Below are 18,730 nucleotides of genomic sequence, written 5' to 3'. Positions count from 1 at the left end.
CGACCTCCTCGTCCCAAACGAGGCGCGATACCGGGCTACGCTACACCCCGAACTTTTACTAATATTATTCAAAAAGCACTTTAGCTTTTCTTGTGATTTCGCTGGGGCTTCCCGATAAAGACTTGCTTCGCCCGTCCAATCGGAATAAACATCTCGCCCTTTGGCGCGATACCCAAACTATGTGATCCCGCTGGGGCTCGAACCCAGGACCCTAACATTAAAAGTGTTATGCTCTACCAGCTGAGCTACGGAATCTGTTACGTTTTGACTTGTTTTTTTTCAAATCATTACCGTAATTGGACTGCAAATTTAAGCCCCTGAATTTAAAATGCAAAGCATAACGAGAATCTTTCTGACAAAATTTATAATATTTTTTATCACCTTTTTACAAAGCTTTAATTGTCAGGCCGATATAAATAAGCTCAATAAAGCAGATTCTTTGTTTAATAACCAAAATTACCAAGAAGCTTTCCTGATCTATGAAGATTTGCTTCAAAACGACGAATCTTATTCTCCCGCGATGCTACTCAAAATGGCTTTTATATCTGAAGGCATTGGCGATTATTCACAAGCCTCATTTTATTTAGCTAAATATTACGACGAAAATCCAAATCAAAGGGTGATCACCAAAATCAAAGCTTTAACCGAACAAAGTACCCTTATTGGATATGAACTAAGCGACAGAGACCGCTTTTTAAGGTTTCTAACCGATCTTCAATCTGAAATTACTGCAACAATAAGTGTGATTTTGATATTTTCTCTCATCCTATTACTCTTTTACTTCAAAGGCAACATCAAACCCAAATATTACCTACCCTCCATTATTCTGATAATTATGGCTTTTATTGCCAATAATTTCTTGGACGCCCAAAAAACCGGGATTATTACAGGTAGCCCAACCCTGATTATGGACAAACCAACTGCAGGAGGAAAATTAATCAATGTAGTCGATCCTGGACATAGAGTTGTAATCAAATCCTCAAAGGATATTTGGTACGAAGTAAAATGGGGAGAAAAAAGAGGTTACGTCAAAAAGGAAAATATTACTCGCTTATAACTAAAAGTCAAGTGGATCAAGATTTTTGAAATGACCGTTCATTTTGATTTTTGACTTTACCTGCTCGAGATCCCTCATCACAGGAAGAATTCTCTTTAGGTGTTTGATCAAATAAGAAATCCTATCCGATTCTTTTTCCAATCGAATCAAATCGTACTCCTCTTCCATTTTAAGCCCGATTTTATGAGATAAAGTATAAGAATTAACCAAGCCCGGTTTCAGGAGAGTCTCTTCATGTCCAATCAAACGGAAAAACTCCTTCATAAAAAAAATAAATTCGTCGTATAGCACTTTTTCAACTTTAGGGTCATTTTGTCTGTAAACGACTTTCCCCCCGGCATATAGCTTACCTTCTATAGGATTATCAAAAGTAAAAATCTCAAAAATGCGTGTCCCCACGGTTTTGATATCCATTCTTCCGTCTTCATAAATTTTAGTAATCTCTTGAAGCTTGACTTCAGTGCCAAGAGGCATGAGCTTATCTATATACACAGCTATTCCCATCAGACCATTACCTTCATTTATATCATGTAACATTTGCCTGTAACGGGGCTCAAAAATATGAAGATTTACCTGTTCACCAGGGAAGGGAACCAATTTGAGCGGAAATAGGGGTAGGTAATCTGGCATATCATAGAAACTGCCTGCTTGCTATTTAGTTTTGTCTTGTGAGTTCCTCATCCAAAACTTTTTGTAGTGTGAGAATCTGATCTGGAGACATATATAAATTTTTGATTTTGTCTTTATAATCATCCTCGAAGTTCTCGTTGTTCAAAATGTAGTTTTTATTAGCGAGAATCTGATGTCCCATTCCACAACCTATTGCATAACCATCAGCTGTCAATTCAGCCTCTACTACTTTTTTGTCTGAGAGAAAATACTTTGCCCCAAAGTGCATCATATTGGCAGAGGACCTATTTAGGTAATCCATAACATGACCCAACTCATGACCGATCCAACCCACCAAAGCATCATAAGGGACATCTTCTATGGGATAAAAGCCCTCAGCAAATTCAAGTTGACGGGTAACTTTAATTTTATATTTTCTATTGTTTTTACCATTCACAAACAATGAAAAAAGGTAAGGTTGAGCCTGCATTACTGCACCCTTGATTTTTTCCCTATATACAAAATCGATTGAAACATCTTCTAATTCCGGGAAGTAAGAAAGCGCTTCTTTTGTAGCTTCCGCTATTTCAAGAGGTATAGTTTTATTTTGGTATTCTATAAATTCGCTTTTCCCATTGGATTTATCATCCTGAGAATAGCTTTTATGGGGTGATATCAAAATTAAAATGCTCCCGATAAGGAAGAAAGAATAAAATAAGTGCTTCATAAATTCTTGTATACTTTACCTCTATATTATATACTAAAAACCCTGAAATTCCAAAAAACGTTCTATAAATAAAAAAGGGAGGCGAGCCTCCCTTTTTAATAGTTTTAATATTGATCAACCTTTTGCTGCAATATACGCAAGTAGATCAACCACTTTATTGGAATATCCCCACTCGTTGTCATACCAAGATACTACTTTTACAAAAGTATCACTCAACTGGATACCTGCTCCTGCATCAAAAATTGAAGTTCTGCTATCTCCATTGAAATCAGTAGACACAACTTGATCTTCGGTATAACCTAAAATCCCTTTCATGCTGGTTTCTGACACCTCCTTCATTTTAGCGCAGATTTCTTCATAAGAAGCGCCTTTCTTCAACCTAACGGTCAAATCGACAACGGAAACGTTTGGTGTAGGCACTCTAAAGGCCATACCTGTCAATTTACCGTTCAATTCAGGTATCACTTTACCTACTGCTTTTGCAGCACCTGTAGATGAAGGTATGATGTTTTGCGCCGCTCCACGTCCACCTCTCCAGTCTTTCGCAGAAGGTCCATCCACGGTTTTCTGTGTTGCAGTTGTTGCATGAACAGTAGTCATCAACCCTTCTTCAATACCCCAATTATCATTCAATACCTTTGCGATCGGTGCAAGGCAATTGGTAGTACAGGATGCATTGGACACGAAGTTCATATCAGAAGTATAGTTCTCTTCATTTACACCCATGACAAACATTGGTGTGTCATCCTTGGATGGAGCAGACATGATCACTTTTTTAGCTCCAGCATCTAAATGCCCCTGCGCTGTTTCTTTTGTAAGAAAAATACCCGTGGACTCAACTACGTAATCAGCTCCTACTTCACCCCACTTGAGGCTGGCTGGGCTTTTTTCTGAGCTAACTCTTATTTCTTTGCCATTAACGATTAGTTTACCATTGGAAACCTCTACAGTGCCATCAAATTGACCATGTGTGGAATCATACTTCAGCATGTAAGCAATATAGTCTACATCAATAAGATCATTGATAGCGACTACTTCTACATCACTTCTTTTTTGTGCTGCCCTAAAAACCAGTCTCCCGATTCTTCCGAATCCGTTGATCCCTACTTTAATTTTGCTCATAGTTATTTTATTTATTGTTGTGTTGGTTATACTCTAAAAAGAAAACAGGATTGTGTCGAATCCCATTACAAATAGATTTCAAGAGTTTATGTACCCTAAAAATACCAAATATATCCCGGCTACCAAAATAATTAAAGGATTGAGTATGAACCTTTTAAAAAACAATCGATTGCGGGAAAAGCCAGCAAAAATCAAGAGATTGATTATCAGCAATATAAAAAAAGGGGGATTTTTGATATTAAAATAAAAAAGCTGACCTGATGGTCAGCTTTTTCGATATTAGCCTGATATTTTATTCAAAATCCGGTTCAATGTTGCACTTGGCCTCATCACTTTTTCAGTTTTGTCAGCATCAGGTTTATAATAACCTCCTATATCTACTTTTACCCCTTGTACATCATTCAGCTCCTGAACTATCGTCTGTTCATTGTCCATTAACTCTATTGCCACAGGAGTAAATATTGCCTTCAGGTCTTCGTCTTTATCCTGAGCAGCCAAAGCTTCAGCCCAATACAAAGCCAAGTAGAAATGACTCCCTCTATTATCCAGCTCTTTCACCTTTCTGGATGGTGATTTGTTTTCCTCCAAAAACTTCCCGGTGGCTAAATCTAAAGTTTCACCAAGAACTTTAGCCCTGTCATTATTAAACGTTTCCGAAAGATGCTCTAATGAAACTGCAAGAGCCAAAAACTCTCCTAAGGAGTCCCAGCGCAAGTGGTTTTCGTCTACCAACTGTTCCACATGCTTTGGTGCAGACCCTCCTGCTCCTGTCTCAAAAAGCCCACCACCATTCATCAAGGGTACCACAGAAAGCATTTTAGCACTTGTACCCAATTCTAAGATGGGGAACAAATCTGTCAAATAATCTCTCAATACATTTCCAGTAACGGAAATCGTGTCTTTCCCTGCTTTAATCCTTTCAAGAGAAAATTTGGTGGCATCCACCGGATTCATAATATGGATTTCTAGCCCTTCCGTGTCATGCTGAGCCAAGTACTGGTTTACTTTTTTAATCAATTCTGCATCATGCGCCCTATTTTTATCCAACCAAAATACAGCCGGAACTCCTGTAGCCCTGGCCCTGCTGACAGCAAGTTTTACCCAATCTTGGATTGGTGCATCTTTAGTCTGACACATTCTCCAAATATCACCCTTTGAGACATCGTGTGAAATCAACACCTCCCCCGATGCTGAAATGACTTTGACGACACCTTCAAATGGAATCTCAAAAGTCTTATCATGAGACCCGTACTCTTCAGCCTTTTGAGCCATTAGACCAACATTGGGAACTGACCCCATTGTTGAAGGGTCAAAAGCTCCGTTTTTCTTACAGAAATCAATGGTCTCTTGATAAACACCAGCATAGGACCTATCCGGAATGATCGCTTTAGTGTCCTGCGGCTTACCTGCTTTGTTCCACATTTGACCTGAGGTACGGATCATTGCAGGCATAGAAGCATCAATAATCACATCACTGGGTACATGTAGGTTGGTAATTCCTTTATCTGAATTCACCATAGCCAAATCTGGACTTTCGGCAAAGCAAGCATTAATGTCAGCTTCAATTGCAGCTTTTTGATCAGCTGGCAAGGTCTTGATTTTATTTAAAAGATCCCCAAACCCGTTATTTACATCCACACCCAATGTTTTCATTGTAGCATCATGCTTTTGAAAAACCGGTGCGAAAAATACTTTTACTGCATGCCCGAAAATAATAGGGTCAGACACTTTCATCATGGTTGCTTTCATGTGTAGGGAAAACAACACGCCTTTTCTTTTGGCGTCTTGTTTTTGTTCTAGCAGGAAGCTTTTAAGTGCCCCAATACGCATGACGGCAGCATCGATTACTTCTCCCTCTAAAAGTGACAGGTTGTCTTTCAATACCTTGATCTCATTATTTGCACCATGCAACTCAATGGAAACCTTATCAGCCTTTGTTAATGTCAGGGATTTTTCACTTCCGTAAAAATCACCTTCACTCATACTGGCTACATGGGATTTGGAATCAGGACTCCAAGCCCCCATGCTGTGAGGATTCTTTTTTGCGAATTGTTTTACAGCTTGAGGAGCCCTGCGGTCCGAATTCCCCTCCCTTAATACCGGATTTACAGCACTGCCTTTTACTTTATCGTATTTAGCCTTGATCTGTATTTCTTCTTCATTTTTTGGGTTGTCAGGATAGTCCGGCAAATTGTAGCCTTTGGCCTGAAGCTCTTTAATGGCTGCAATCAACTGTGGAATTGAGGCAGATATATTAGGCAGCTTCACAATATTGGCTTCAGGAGTTTTTGCAATTTCACCAAGTTCGGTGAGATAATCTTTAACCTGTTGCTCCTCATTCAATCTCTCCGGGAACTGGGCTATGATTCTTCCAGACAACGAAATATCTCTTGTTTCGACTTCAACGCCTGCCGAACCCGTAAATGATTTGATGATGGGAAGTAAAGAGTAAGTAGCCAAGGCAGGTGCCTCGTCGGTCAGCGTATAAAGAATTTTTGCTGTCTTAGTAGTCATTTTCTGTTGATTCAGATATGTTAACAATTTATTTATTATGTCTTAATTAAGGTCAAAATACCGTTAAGACAAAGCTGATTCTTGATAAAATTCCAAGGCTAAATTAAAGAATTTATGCTAGTTTCAAAGGCTCATTATACCAGCAGAACTAATAACTGATTGAGTTGCCTATTTCTTGGAAAAGTGGAAAACGTATTGGGTCAATTAACTTCCGAAGTTAAGTTTAAAACTATCACTGTCCATCCAAGCAGGAAATTTAGTCCGAAACTCCACCAATGATTCATAACTTAGTTCTGCAATCAGTATTTCCTCTTTATCCTGAGAGTAACACAGGGTTTCACCCTTGTAATTATACGCTCCCGAATGTCCGGTGTATGGTACATCGTTTCCATCTACCCCTACCCTGTTGACGCCGATGGAATAACTCAGGTTTTCTATAGCACGTGCCTGAAGTAAAATGTCCCATGCATTTATCCTAGGAGCTGGCCAACTTGCGACAAAGAAAATAAGGTCATAAGCCAATTCTTTATTATCCTGCAGCCAGTTACGACTCCAAACGGGAAATCTTAAGTCATAACATACTTGTGGCATAATCTTCCAACCTTTCCATTCAAAAACGACCTGCTTTTTTCCCATTGAGTAATGGCTATCCTCATCAGCCATCCTAAAAAGGTGTCTTTTGTCATAATGATCAATGTCGCCATTGGGTTTGGCCCAAACCAGACGATTATAAAATTCCAGCCCATCTTGAACAACGAAGCTGCCAGTGACCAATGCTTGACTTTGTCTAGCCATTTGCTTGAGCCACCGTGTAGTTTGTAGATTCATTGTCTCTGCAACCTCTTCTGCCTCCATAGTAAACCCCGTAGTAAACATTTCAGGCAATACTATTACGTCTACTCTTTCATCCAAATCAGAAATTTTTTCCTCAAGCATTGCCATATTGGCGATTTTATCTTTCCAATAAAGATCTGTTTGAACTAAGGCAACTTTGAGTGTTTTTGCAGTGCTGCTTTCCATTATAAAAGGGGTTAGATTCAGTAAGATGATTGATCCAATTAAATGGAGATTTATCAATCACTTCAATGGGTAAATCATCCTATAATCAGTCGAGACTTTTCCTTTACTGATTTCAATAAGTTTACTTTTCACCATTCTTTTTTTCAGCCCTTTCAGATAATCAACGAAAAGAATCCCTTCAAGATGGTCATATTCATGCTGAATCACCCTTGCGGTCATGCCTGTAAATTCCTCTTCTTTCAGATTCCAGTTTTCATCAAAATATTCCATGGTTAGCTTTTCAGGTCTGATGATTTCAGCCCTCACGTCAGGAATACTGAGACAACCTTCCTCAAAACCGAAATTGTCACCATATTCATCCAAAATGATAGGATTTATAAAAACCTTTCTTATACCTTTTTCTTCGTCCTCCTCATCAAGCATCAGCGTACTATCGATGACAAACAACCTCACACCTTTGTTGATCTGAGGCGCTGCCAAACCAACTCCGTTGGCATGGTCCATGGTGGCATACATGTCTTCAATGAGTTTTTGAATATCATCCCCCTCATTTATTTCTTCTGCTTCTTTTTTTAGTATAGGGTTGCCGAAGGCTACTATCGGATAAATCATTTTCTTTCTAAATAAGATTGTAAGATGATGGCCGCACTGACTTTGTCAAGATTACCAGCTTTTTCTTTTCTGTCTTTTTTCTTACTTCCCATAGCTATCATACTTTGCATAGCCATTTTGGAAGTATATCTTTCATCCACATATTCGATCCTTTTGTCAGGAAATAACTTTTGAAGACGATCTTTCAAGCTAACAACCCGTGGAGTCATTTCATTTGGCTTGCCATCAAGGTGAATGGGATATCCCAATACAATTGTTTCCACTTCTTCTTTATCGAAATAACCCTTGAGAAATTCAACCAATTTGGAAGTCTCAATTGTCAGAAGGGGATTTGCAAGGATTTTAAGCGTATCAGTAACTGCTATTCCTGTTCTTTTGGTTCCCAAGTCAATGGCAATTATTCTACCCATCAGTTCTCGGAAATTTTCTTTCGCACATTCCTTAGGACATCTTTCTCTAGTTCAATGGCCTTAGGAAAAAGTAAGCCGTCCTCAATCTGGGCATGGATAATAAGTTCTTTTTCAAAAACCTGTAACTCGTTGTAAAGTACTTTCATACTCATTGGAGCTTCTTCAGGCAGGAAATAATTGTTAGTTAATTTCCTGATTCCTTCCATTTCATCATCATGGATTTCATGTGAATCAGCGAGGGTGGAAATAGGACTTTTCTCTAAAATTGTTACAGCATCCTTAAGTCCAAATTCTCCTTCTTCGATATTATGTAACAATTCTATCCTATTAAAGACCCTACTTTCCTCTTCGTGGATATGATGGATAAAATCTTCCACAAAAAGCGGGAATAAAATTCTCAAATCAGCAAGAATGGCATTGTATTCCTTATCTATTACTTGGATTCCTGAAATCATATTGGATAAAAATGGAAGCTCTTGACGAACAAAGAAATAATGCTTCTTTTTTAAATAGGCTACCAGAACTTCAATTGGCCTCAAGAATAATTCTTCGGGGCTTGGTTCTTTGCGAGAAGCCCAAGATTCCAATTCATGGATTAATTGTTGTGGTTTGATCCTATGCTTTTTACAGACATCCTGTAAAGAGCTGTGTTCGTATTGAAAAAAACTTATTCCAAAATAATGAAGAACAGCTGCAAACACATAATTACCAGAGACAAGTTCTTTGATGGGGCTTTTTTCAATATCTTTATGATTCAACATATCAACAAAATTAATTTATTTTATCTAAAAAAGGTTAAAGACCTCATCAAAATTGAATTTATGGCGTTTATAAAAACGAAATAGCCTCGAATCATGTTAAAACATATATTTGGCTAATACCATCATGAAAAAATTTGTAAAAATTAATCGGAGGATACAGTGAGCGAAGTTAAAAACACAAAACAGCAAATCAGGCTGCCATTAATATTGGCACTTGCAATTTCAGCAGGCATATGGATAGGAGCCACGTTTGCAGAACCCAAATCAGACCGCAACGATCTCAAAGCTGCACTTTACAAACTGCAGGAAATTATCACCTATATCAACAGAGATTATGTGGATTCTGTCAATACTAATGAACTGGTAGAACATGGAATTCAGAAAATGTTAGAAAAACTGGATCCACATTCATCCTATATTCCTGCTAAAGACGCCTCTTTGGCTAAATCCCAGCTTGACGGGGAGTTTGATGGTATAGGTGTAGAGTTCGGTATTATAAGAGATACTATTTATGTTGTCGCTCCACTGACAGGTGGTCCTTCAGAAAAACTGGGCATCCAATCAGGAGATCAGATCATTAAAGTTGATGGAAAAAATGTAGCTGGGACAGGAATCACCAATAGGGATGTCTTTGACCTATTGAGAGGTCCAAAAAACAGTAAAGTCAATATTGATATCAAAAGAAAAAATGAAAGTGACTTAATCGCTTTCGAGGTAACAAGAGATAAAATCCCCCAATACAGTATCAATGCTTCATACATGGCAACCAGCGATATAGGTTACATTAAGGTAACAAGATTTGCGGCTACCACTCATGAAGAATTTAAAAAGGCACTCAAAGAGCTCAAAGAACAAGGCATGAAAAAGCTTATTCTTGACCTTCAAGGGAACCCTGGAGGTTATATGGGAGCAGCCATTAATATGGCAGACGAAATTTTGGACAACAATGCACTGATTGTTTCCCAAGAAGGGAAAATGAGCCGGTACAACCAAAAAGCTTATGCTGTAAAACCAGGATCATTTGAGGATGGAAATATCATTGTTCTTATCAATGAAGGGAGTGCTTCAGCTTCAGAGATTCTTGCAGGTGCGGTTCAGGATAATGATAGAGGATTGATTGTAGGTAGACGTTCATTTGGAAAAGGCTTGGTGCAAATGCCTATTGACCTTTCAGATGGCGCAGAGCTTAGATTGACCATTGCAAGATATTACACGCCCTCCGGAAGATCCATTCAAAAGCCATATGGTGAAGATGAGGACTACAGTGCGGATTGGTCTTACCGACTTGAACATGGGGAATTTTTCTCAGCAGACAGCATTAAGTTCAATGATAGCTTGAAATACGAGACAATAAGCGGACGTACAGTTTATGGTGGCGGAGGAATTATGCCTGATTATTTCGTCCCACTGGACACTACTATGGCCAGTGCTTATGTCAATAGATTAATGAATTCTGATTCATCAAGAGAGTTTATCCTAGACTACCTTGATAACAATAAGAAAAAGTTTGAAAACATGTCTTTCGAAGAGTACGACAAAAATTTCCAAATTTCGGAAAACATGCTTCAAGACCTGATCAAAGTCGGTGAAAAGAATAAAGTGAAGTTCAATGAGAAAGACTTTAATAAATCTAAGGATTATTTGAAGATACTGATTAAGGCCAATATGGGCAGAAACATATATGATGACAATGCATTTTATAAGATCATAAATGAAACTGTCAATGAATCCTTTATTCAGGCTTTAAATTTATTTGATGAAGCCAGGGAAATCGCTTTGTTAGGTAAAAAGGAATAAAATCTCAAAATAATTAATAAGATTTAAAGAGGTTGGCCGTCCGGCCAATCTCTTTTTTTATGCCTTTTAGACAAAAGTAATTGCGGTAATCAAGTAAGCCGCCATCCCTAAGCTTTGATTTCTTATATTCGCTTTACAGCAATAACCCTTAAACCTATGAAAAAATCATTCTCAATAATCGCTCTCATTTTGACATTTTCTTTAATCCATTTCAATTCCATGGCGCAAGCAAAAATAACCCATATCGCTGTCTATGTAGAAGACATAAAGAGGAGTACTGATTTTTATTCCAGTGTTTTTGAATTCGAAGAATTAGATGAGCCATTCAAAGATGGTTTACATGTCTGGTATAATATAGGCAACAATCTTTCCATGCATGTCATCCAAGCACCTTGGGAGCCTGTTACCATCAATAAAAATAACCATATCTGTTTCAGTGTGCCTGATATGGAGGCGTTCATATTAAAACTCAACAAACTAAATGTGACATTTGGTGATTGGCCCGGAAATGAAGGGGAGATCAACATTCGTCCAGATGGCATCCAGCAAATATATATTCAGGATCCAGACGGTTATTGGATTGAAATCAATGATGAATATTAAAAAAAGGCAGCCTTTGACGGGCTGCCTTCTTCTGTTGATCAATCAGCATATATTGCTGAAGGCCATTTATCATTTGCAGCATTGACATCTGCCATTACTTTATCCGGATCTATTTCCACAGAAACCACTTTTTTATCAACTCTTAAAAGGTGATTCCATTGGTTTCCTTTAAACCAGATTTCCACAGGAAGTGTCCTTCTCTCTTTCTCTCCATCTTCATAGGTAATTTCAAGTAAAACCGGCATTGGCATTTCTCCATTATTAGAAAGTGAAACCACATAATTGGCTCCATACGGATATACACCATCGATTCCTATATCAATAGTAGCATTACTGTAATACCACCCTTTCCAATACCAATCCAAGTTTTCCCCAACCGCATTTTCGAAATGATTGAAGAAGTCGTTCGGTTGCGGATGCTTATACGCCCATGTATTGATGTAAGACTTGAATGCTTTGTCAAACCTTTCATGCCCTATCACATATTCTCTTAGCATGATCAAACCCAAAGCAGGCTTAAAATAAGCTGACATTCCTAAATTGTTAGACTGGGTTCTGTCAGGATGAGTAGCTACAGGCTCACGATCCTTATTGGTCAGCTGATTGATATACCTTCTTGTTTGGATCAAATTGTTGGTGTATTCGCCGTCGTTGAATGCCAGGTAGCTGTAATAATTTATAAAAGTATTAAAACCTTCATCCATCCAAGCATGCCTTCTTTCATTTGTGCCTACGATCATTGGAAACCAATTGTGTCCGAATTCATGATCTGTTACTCCCCAAAGAGAAGACCCTTTGGACCTGAAACTACAAAAATTCAGACCCGGGTATTCCATACCATTGATCTCTGCTGCTACATTTACAGCTACAGGGTACGGGTATTCATACCACATTTCAGAATAATGTTCTACGGAAGCCTTTCCATATTCAGTAGACCTTCCCCATGCCTCATCCCCATCACTTTCTCTAGGGTAAACTGATTGAGCCATTGCTTTTTTACCACTGGGTAAATTAATCCTAGCTGCATCCCAAATGAAAGCCTTTGAAGATGCAAAGGCTACATCTCTTGTATTGTTCATTTTGAAATGCCAGGTCTGCGTACCTTCCTGCTTTGGTCTCGTATTGGAATAATCGGTGATTTCTTCAGGCGAGATTATATACACTCTTTCATCACTTTCAGCCGCTTCTTTCATCCTTCTTTCTTGCTCTCTAGTCAATACTTGATTCGGATTCATCAGTTCGCCTGAGGCCACTACGATATGATCAAAAGGCACTGTGACTTTGTATTCAAAATCACCATACCCCAAATAAAACTCTCCTGCTCCAAGATAAGGATCTGTATTCCAACCCGTCACATCATCAAAAACAGCAACTTTTGGATACCATTGGGCCATGGCGTAGATAAAACCATCCTTAACTTTAACCCTTCCCATTCTATCCATACCTTTTTCAGGAATTTTAAATTCGAAATCCATCGCAATGGAAGCCTCACCACCATTGGCTGGAAGAGGCTCAGCAAAGGTCACCCTCATTCTGGTATCGCTTACAAAATAATCATTAGACACAGGCTGATTTCGACCTGACACCTGTGCTTTGAGATTTTCGATTTTATAACCTCCATCGATATCACCAGCATATCTATTCCCTTGAACAGGAGTGGTAAGAGTTCCTCTGGAATCTGGGGTAAACCTATTTTGCTCCAGATACAGCCACACAAACTCAAGGTCTTCAGGGCTGTTGTTCTTATAATTAATTACAATGTTTCCCTTCAGGGTATGACGCTCTTCGTCCAAAGTGACATCAATCTTGTAATCAGCCTGGTTCTGCCAATACAAGGGGCCTGGTTTACCTGAAGCTGTCCTGTAGGCAGAACCTTGTCTGTACCCAAATTCAGTAAATGCCGCATCTCTGTGGTCCATCACTTGTTGGGCAACCAACGGACTCGACTCAATGACTAAGAAAAAGAAAAGTAAAACCCTTATCCAGGAATATTTTATATATAGGTTTTTCATTTTTTTTTATTCGTTCAACCAAAATTAATTCAATGGGCAAAAATAAAAGAATGAAAAAGGACTCAAAGTCAATTTGAAAAAAAGTTTTTACAAAAAACTATAATATTTAAATTTTTTGAAAAAAATTTTATTACACAACAAACATTTTGTATAAAAAATAATTATAAACATACCATAACAATTAACTCTTTATCTAAAATTAAAATATATCAATATGAAACACCTATTTTATAGAATTATATTTTTATTGGTTTGTTTTATTTCATTTTCTCCTCTATATGGTCAATCAAAATCTCCAATAGACATTGAATTTACGGGGATGTTTTGGTTTACCACGACATACAACTTTCAATCATCAGACCCAAATTGGGCAGAAATGTTGAGACCCACACGATTACTGGATGATCAAGGGAGGCCTTTTGCTGACAATGGTTCCTTCGGCATCAGTGTAAGACCATCTCGTGTAGGATTCAACACAAGACAGTCTACAGCAAAAGGTGATTTAGTTACTCGATTCGAATTGGATTTGGTCGGCGGAGGAAGCAATGTGGGTGAAACGTTTTTCCGGGTTTTCAATGCCTATGCAGAATGGAATAGATGGACTTTTGGGAAAAGAAATTCCGTTTTTATGGATGGCAGCGTCGTACCTAATACTGTTGAATTTTTCGGACCAAGTGGTATGGTTCTTCTACGGAATATTCAGGTGAGCTATAAATTGGTAGACTCTCAAAAATCTCAGATACAAGTAGGACTGGAAAACCCTTCGGCTAGTTCGGATTTAGGACCTTTCCGCCAAGACTTTACTTTTCGGGAAAAACTTTCTGATATTGTTTTTACTAATAAATTACCTGCTTTGACCTTTCATTATAGGAGAAATTTCAAATACGGTCATCTTCAGGCCGGATGGGTCACAAAATACATTTCATGGTTTGACAAAGGAAGAACCCCTCAGGCAGATTTTTCAGGAGAGGCATGGGGTTATGGCACCAATATTTCGGGAAGTATCAATCCAAGTAGCAACATAAGGCTCTTGGGTTCCTTTGTCATAGGCAAGGGTATCCAAAACTTTTTGAATGATGGAACTGCAGATGTAGGGGTACAAGCAAACCCAACAAACACAATCACTCCTGTTAATGGGGCAGCCATCCCTTTCTATTCCTTGATGGCTGCTAGTGAGATCACTTTAACAGAGACCTTGAGTTCAACGATTGCTTTTTCTAGGGTAGTAAATGACACGTTTGAATCCCAGTTGAGTACTTCTTTTCAAAGTGGAAGCTACCTAACTGTTGGTCTGATGCATAGACCTATACCAGGAATATCCTTTGGTCTTGAATATCAATACGCAGACCGACAAAATGCAAACTTTGCAGGAGCACCTGAATTTACCCTTCCTGCGGCTCAAGGGAATTTCTTTGCAATCAATAAAATACAAGCAAATTTCATTTATCGTTTCTCTAAATCCAATTAACCTATGAACATTCAAAAGACTTTCACTGTAGCACTTTTTTGGGTCATCAGTTTTTCTTCGATTGCCCAAAGTCCACAAGAAATCCAGCAAGTGGTAGAACAGGCCTACCAAGAATTTAAAGATGTACAAGAAGGTAAAAATGCAGACTACATCAAAGAATTGGCAAAAGTCGATTCTTCAATTTTCGGGATTGTTATGGTAGACACTCAAGGAAATATTTATTCGGCAGGGGATAATTTTTCTCAGGTATCGATTCAAAGTGTATCCAAGGCCTTTGTCCTTTCACATGTATTGAATGAATCAGGCCATGTTGTCATCAAAGAAAAGGTAGGTGCCAACGCTACCGGATTCCCCTTTAACTCCATCATTGCCATGGAAATCAATAGAGAATCGGGAATCAATTCAATGGTAAATGCAGGTGCCATCGCCACTACAAGTTTGGTGAATGGGGCGAATGCTGATGAAAAATGGAATGCTATTGTAAAAAAACTTTCTGAATTTGCAGGAAGGCCTCTTGAGGTAGACGAACCTGTCTACATCAGCGAAGCAGGCGACAACCAACGAAACGTAGCTCAGGCCCAACTTTTGAAAGCCTACGACAAAATCTATTTTGATGCAGACCAATCGGTAGATATTTATACTCGACAATGCGCCCTTAGTGTGCATGCAAGGGATCTTGCAACAATGGCAGCAACCTTAGCAAGTGGCGGAATCAACCCCATCACTAAAAAGCGTGTGGTCTCTACTGAGGCTGTATCTTACACATTGCCGGTAATGGCCACTGCTGGACTCTATGAAAACTCTGGAAAATGGCTTTACCAAACTGGTTTACCTGGCAAAAGTGGGGTGGGTGGAGCCTTGATCGCTGTGGTTCCTGGAAAATTTGGAATAGCCGTAGTCTCCCCTCCGTTAGATGAAGCAGGTAATTCTGTAAAGGGTCAGCTTGCCATCAATTACATCGTAGAAAAATTAAAACTCAATCCTTATTTGGTAGAGAAATAATTATCTTTCCTAGATAAATCTAGCCCGATAGAACACAATTTCTATCGGGCTTTTTTTTCTCATAGAAAGTGTCGATTTGCTATTCAATGATAATCATCAGTAATTTGCCCATCGATTTTCAATTATTTATGAAAAAAATCTTATTTCTACTCTTTTACTTTTCACTCGAGACAGCATTTGCTCAAGAAAAAGACAGCACCATGATGAGATTGGGTGAAATCACCATTATGGAAAACAGAATAGGTATCCCATTCAGCAAAGTATCCAGAAATATTTCAGTGATTTCCAGAAAGGAAATCGAAACAACTCCCGCCAGAAGTATACAGGAAGTGTTATCATTTACACCTGGAGTAGATGTCAGACAGCGTGGAGTGAGTGGAGTACAGGCCAATATCGGTATCCGAGGTGGTAGTTTTGAGCAAACACTGATGTTGCTCAATGGCATCAAACTGACAGACCCTCAATCAGGAAATCACATGATGAATATCCCTGTCCCTTTGCAGTCTATTCAGCGGATAGAGGTATTGAAAGGTCCAGGCTCAAGAATTTTTGGACAGAATGCCTATGCAGGCGCCATCAATATCATTACCACGCTACCGGAAACAAAAAGCCTACAAATTCAGGGATTTGGCGGTGACTTTGGTATGAGAGGTGGCCATATCATTACCTCATTACCAATAGGTCAATACAGGCAAACCTTATCCATATCACATGATGCTTCAGATGGTCATCAGTACAACAGTGACTTTAAAGTGACCAACGTATTCTATGAATCGGGTTTTGAACTTGATGAGAGAAATGAGTTTAGTGCCATGCTGGGCTTTACAGATCGGGAATTTGGAGCTAATGGATTCTATACAGACGCTTTCCCTGATCAGTGGGAAAGTGTTCAGACCTTACTTTCTTCACTTAGTCATACTTACAACCACAATAGCCTTTACATACAGACTAGAGCTTATTGGAGAAGAAATATTGATGAGTTTCGTTTGAGGAGAAATGAGCCAGAATTTTTCACCAACAACCATGTTTCAGATGTTCTGGCCTTGGAAGTCAACAGTTCCTACACTTCTGACTTGGGTATTACAGGATTTGGAATAGAAGGGAGACAAGAAAGTATAGACAGCAATAATCTTGGACAAAGAGCAAGAGAGTTTTTAGGTTTTTTTGCCGAACACAGGTTGGAACTAGGAGAAAAAGCGGACATAAGAGCTGGGCTATATTCTAATTATTACAGTGAATACGGTTGGAGGCATTTTCCCGGCGCTGAAATTGGCTACCAACTGAATGCCAATAACAGGTTGTACAGTAACTTCGGGATCAGTTACAGAATCCCCTCTTATACCGAGCTTTTTTACCAAGACAGAAGTACCACAGGAAATCCTGATTTATTGCCTGAAGAAGCAAGCAATTTTGAAATAGGGTGGAAACTTAATAAATCCAGATTGAGGGCTGAAGTGGTTTATTTCCATAGGTATACCCAAAATCTGATTGACTATACAAGGATTCTGAGCGACGAGGATCCCAATCCGAATTTTTGGACTCCGGGAAATGTGAGTGAAGTTACTTTTAGGGGTATTGAAACTGCCATTAAATATGCAGTCAACCTTGGAGGTACTAATGCAAAATTACAAGAGGTTTCATTTAGTTATAATTATATCAATGCAGATTTGACTCAGAATGAAGGAGTTCAGTCCAGGTTTGCCTTGAATTCCCTTAGAAATCAATTCATTGCTGGTATTCAGGCTGAATTTTTTCAAAAAGCCGAACTCACTTTAAAAAGCCGCTACATTGAAAGAATTGCATTAGATCCCTATTTCTTATTGGACGCAAGGATCGATTACAATAGAATGAAAACTTTCGGTCTCTTTCTAGAAGTTTCCAACATCACCAATTCAGATTATATTGAAGCAGGCTTCGTGCAAATGCCTGGGAGATGGGTGAAGGCAGGGATTAGTTTGAATCTATTTTAAAATCAGGAAAAAGTAATAGACTATCTGACTGTTTATTCAATAACATAAATATCTACGAATTCACCACTAACCGATTAAACTAGGGTTCTATAGTATACCGATATTAATTGAGATTAGATATTCAAGGATATTGGTACGTAAACATATATTAATCATGTAAAGCAAATCCCAGTTGCATGACTCCGGATAATTATATTCAATAATGTAGAAATTAAATCAGTATTCACTATAAAAAAATCAAAAAGTTACTGGCTCAAGAGTAATCTCTTTAATATTCATTCATAAGTATTTGCTGAAAAAGAGCTTCAACTTCTTTTTGGACGACCTTGGGGTCTAAACTATTATTATCCAAATGTCGGGAAGAAACTTCCAATTGCGCCAATAAAATCGCACCATCAGTCTGATAAAGAGAATATCTAGTCAATAAATTATGCTCTGAACATAAACCGAGTCCAGCCCCTGCATATGGGTCTGTCATTTCCCTGTATTGTAATTGAGTTACCAAGGCATTGATTTTAAAAGGTTTTCTTTCAAGTATTTCCATTTCCAAAAAATAACTAATCCCTAAATTATCATTCAAACGCTGGATATTTCTTTTTAGTGAAAAATCATTGACACCATTGGCAATGACCTCAATCTCATTTTCATCAATATCCCAAATCTCCTGAAATCCTCTTTGTTGAACAGCCATTTTCATAGATTCTAAAACAGAATTATAGTCTTTTTGACTTAATTCTTTTGAAGGGAAATTTATAAATATAATTTCTGATAAAATCAAATCTACAAATGGCTCAACCTCAATTTTCTCGATGGCTTTTATGTGACCCCTTGGACTGCAAGAGAAAAAAAGAAAAAATAAAACCAAGAACAATAATTTCTTCATTTCAGAAATATTAAATCTTCAAATCGATAACTTTTCAAGTTGATTCACGGTAAGGATAAAAAAAAGTTGACTTATAAGAAGCGCATATATAAAAAAAAGCCCCTTTGAGTGTCTCGTCCTGAAAATGGTTGACACTTTTATCTTCCACAATATAGTCAGTGTT

16 protein-coding genes and 1 tRNA gene are annotated in these 18,730 nt (G+C 38.3%); 6 read left to right on the top strand and 11 right to left on the bottom strand.

Features of this window, described 5'->3' with window-relative positions; translation table 11 throughout:
* Positions 1-182: 182 nt before the first annotated feature.
* Positions 183-255: transfer RNA gene (locus EA341_RS15720), tRNA-Lys, on the bottom strand.
* A gap of 184 nt (positions 256-439) precedes the next feature.
* Here EA341_RS15720 and EA341_RS15715 point away from each other — a divergent pair.
* Positions 440-1,057, top strand: coding sequence for a hypothetical protein (locus tag EA341_RS15715; RefSeq protein ID WP_367127655.1), 618 nt, complete (start codon positions 440-442; stop codon positions 1,055-1,057).
* Here EA341_RS15715 and EA341_RS15710 read toward each other — a convergent pair whose 3' ends face one another.
* The 8 genes from EA341_RS15710 to EA341_RS15675 form a co-directional block, all read right to left on the bottom strand.
* Complete coding sequence (locus EA341_RS15710) at positions 1,058-1,687, bottom strand: LON peptidase substrate-binding domain-containing protein (protein ID WP_293016116.1); 630 nt, start codon at positions 1,685-1,687, stop codon at positions 1,058-1,060.
* 25 nt (positions 1,688-1,712) lie between these two features.
* A complete protein-coding gene (locus EA341_RS15705) occupies positions 1,713-2,393 on the bottom strand; it encodes a hypothetical protein (protein ID WP_293016115.1) in 681 nt (226 codons plus the stop codon).
* A 114-nt stretch (positions 2,394-2,507) separates the two neighbouring features.
* Complete coding sequence (gap, locus tag EA341_RS15700; RefSeq protein WP_293016114.1) at positions 2,508-3,515, bottom strand: type I glyceraldehyde-3-phosphate dehydrogenase; 1,008 nt, start codon at positions 3,513-3,515, stop codon at positions 2,508-2,510.
* Between the two features lie 279 nt (positions 3,516-3,794).
* On the bottom strand, positions 3,795-6,029 hold the full coding sequence (locus EA341_RS15695; RefSeq protein WP_293016113.1) for an NADP-dependent isocitrate dehydrogenase: 2,235 nt from the start codon (positions 6,027-6,029) through the stop codon (positions 3,795-3,797).
* 204 nt (positions 6,030-6,233) lie between these two features.
* The gene (locus tag EA341_RS15690) at positions 6,234-7,049 is read right to left on the bottom strand and encodes an amidohydrolase (protein WP_293016112.1); all 816 of its coding nucleotides are present in this window, start codon (positions 7,047-7,049) and stop codon (positions 6,234-6,236) included.
* A 57-nt stretch (positions 7,050-7,106) separates the two neighbouring features.
* Complete coding sequence (def, locus tag EA341_RS15685) at positions 7,107-7,661, bottom strand: peptide deformylase (protein WP_293016111.1); 555 nt, start codon at positions 7,659-7,661, stop codon at positions 7,107-7,109.
* Entirely contained in the window at positions 7,658-8,071 is a 414-nt protein-coding gene (ruvX, locus tag EA341_RS15680; protein WP_293016110.1) for a Holliday junction resolvase RuvX, read from the bottom strand. Before ruvX ends, def begins: the two co-directional genes overlap by 4 nt.
* A complete protein-coding gene (locus tag EA341_RS15675) occupies positions 8,071-8,832 on the bottom strand; it encodes a hemerythrin HHE cation-binding protein (protein ID WP_293016109.1) in 762 nt (253 codons plus the stop codon). Before EA341_RS15675 ends, ruvX begins: the two co-directional genes overlap by 1 nt.
* Positions 8,833-8,991: 159 nt before the next feature.
* Between EA341_RS15675 and EA341_RS15670 the strand changes: the two genes are divergently transcribed.
* Positions 8,992-10,629, top strand: a complete 1,638-nt coding sequence (locus EA341_RS15670) for a S41 family peptidase (protein WP_293016108.1) — start codon at positions 8,992-8,994, stop codon at positions 10,627-10,629.
* Positions 10,630-10,785: 156 nt separating this feature from the next.
* Positions 10,786-11,232 carry a VOC family protein gene (locus EA341_RS15665; RefSeq protein ID WP_293016107.1) on the top strand — a complete coding sequence of 149 codons (447 nt, stop codon included), beginning with the start codon at positions 10,786-10,788 and terminating at the stop codon, positions 11,230-11,232.
* 38 nt (positions 11,233-11,270) lie between these two features.
* Here EA341_RS15665 and EA341_RS15660 read toward each other — a convergent pair whose 3' ends face one another.
* Complete coding sequence (locus tag EA341_RS15660) at positions 11,271-13,151, bottom strand: M1 family metallopeptidase (RefSeq protein WP_293016118.1); 1,881 nt, start codon at positions 13,149-13,151, stop codon at positions 11,271-11,273.
* Between the two features lie 307 nt (positions 13,152-13,458).
* On the opposite strand from EA341_RS15660, the gene EA341_RS15655 reads away from it, so the two are divergent.
* From EA341_RS15655 to EA341_RS15645, 3 genes are all read left to right on the top strand, one after another.
* Positions 13,459-14,712: a DcaP family trimeric outer membrane transporter gene (locus EA341_RS15655; RefSeq protein ID WP_293016106.1), complete on the top strand. Its 1,254-nt coding sequence runs from the start codon at positions 13,459-13,461 to the stop codon at positions 14,710-14,712.
* A gap of 3 nt (positions 14,713-14,715) precedes the next feature.
* On the top strand, positions 14,716-15,714 hold the full coding sequence (glsA, locus tag EA341_RS15650) for a glutaminase A (RefSeq protein WP_293016105.1): 999 nt from the start codon (positions 14,716-14,718) through the stop codon (positions 15,712-15,714).
* Between the two features lie 128 nt (positions 15,715-15,842).
* A complete protein-coding gene (locus EA341_RS15645; protein WP_293016104.1) occupies positions 15,843-17,684 on the top strand; it encodes a TonB-dependent siderophore receptor in 1,842 nt (613 codons plus the stop codon).
* Between the two features lie 268 nt (positions 17,685-17,952).
* On the opposite strand, the gene EA341_RS15640 is transcribed toward EA341_RS15645, so the two are convergent.
* The gene (locus EA341_RS15640; RefSeq protein ID WP_293016103.1) at positions 17,953-18,567 is read right to left on the bottom strand and encodes a hypothetical protein; all 615 of its coding nucleotides are present in this window, start codon (positions 18,565-18,567) and stop codon (positions 17,953-17,955) included.
* Positions 18,568-18,730 lie beyond the last annotated feature (163 nt).

The sequence above is a fragment of the Mongoliibacter sp. genome, from assembly GCF_007692705.1.
Classification (GTDB): Bacteria; Bacteroidota; Bacteroidia; order Cytophagales; family Cyclobacteriaceae; genus Mongoliibacter.
The sequence above is the reverse complement of the archived record's forward strand: the minus strand, read 5'-3'. Positions and strand labels throughout refer to the sequence as shown.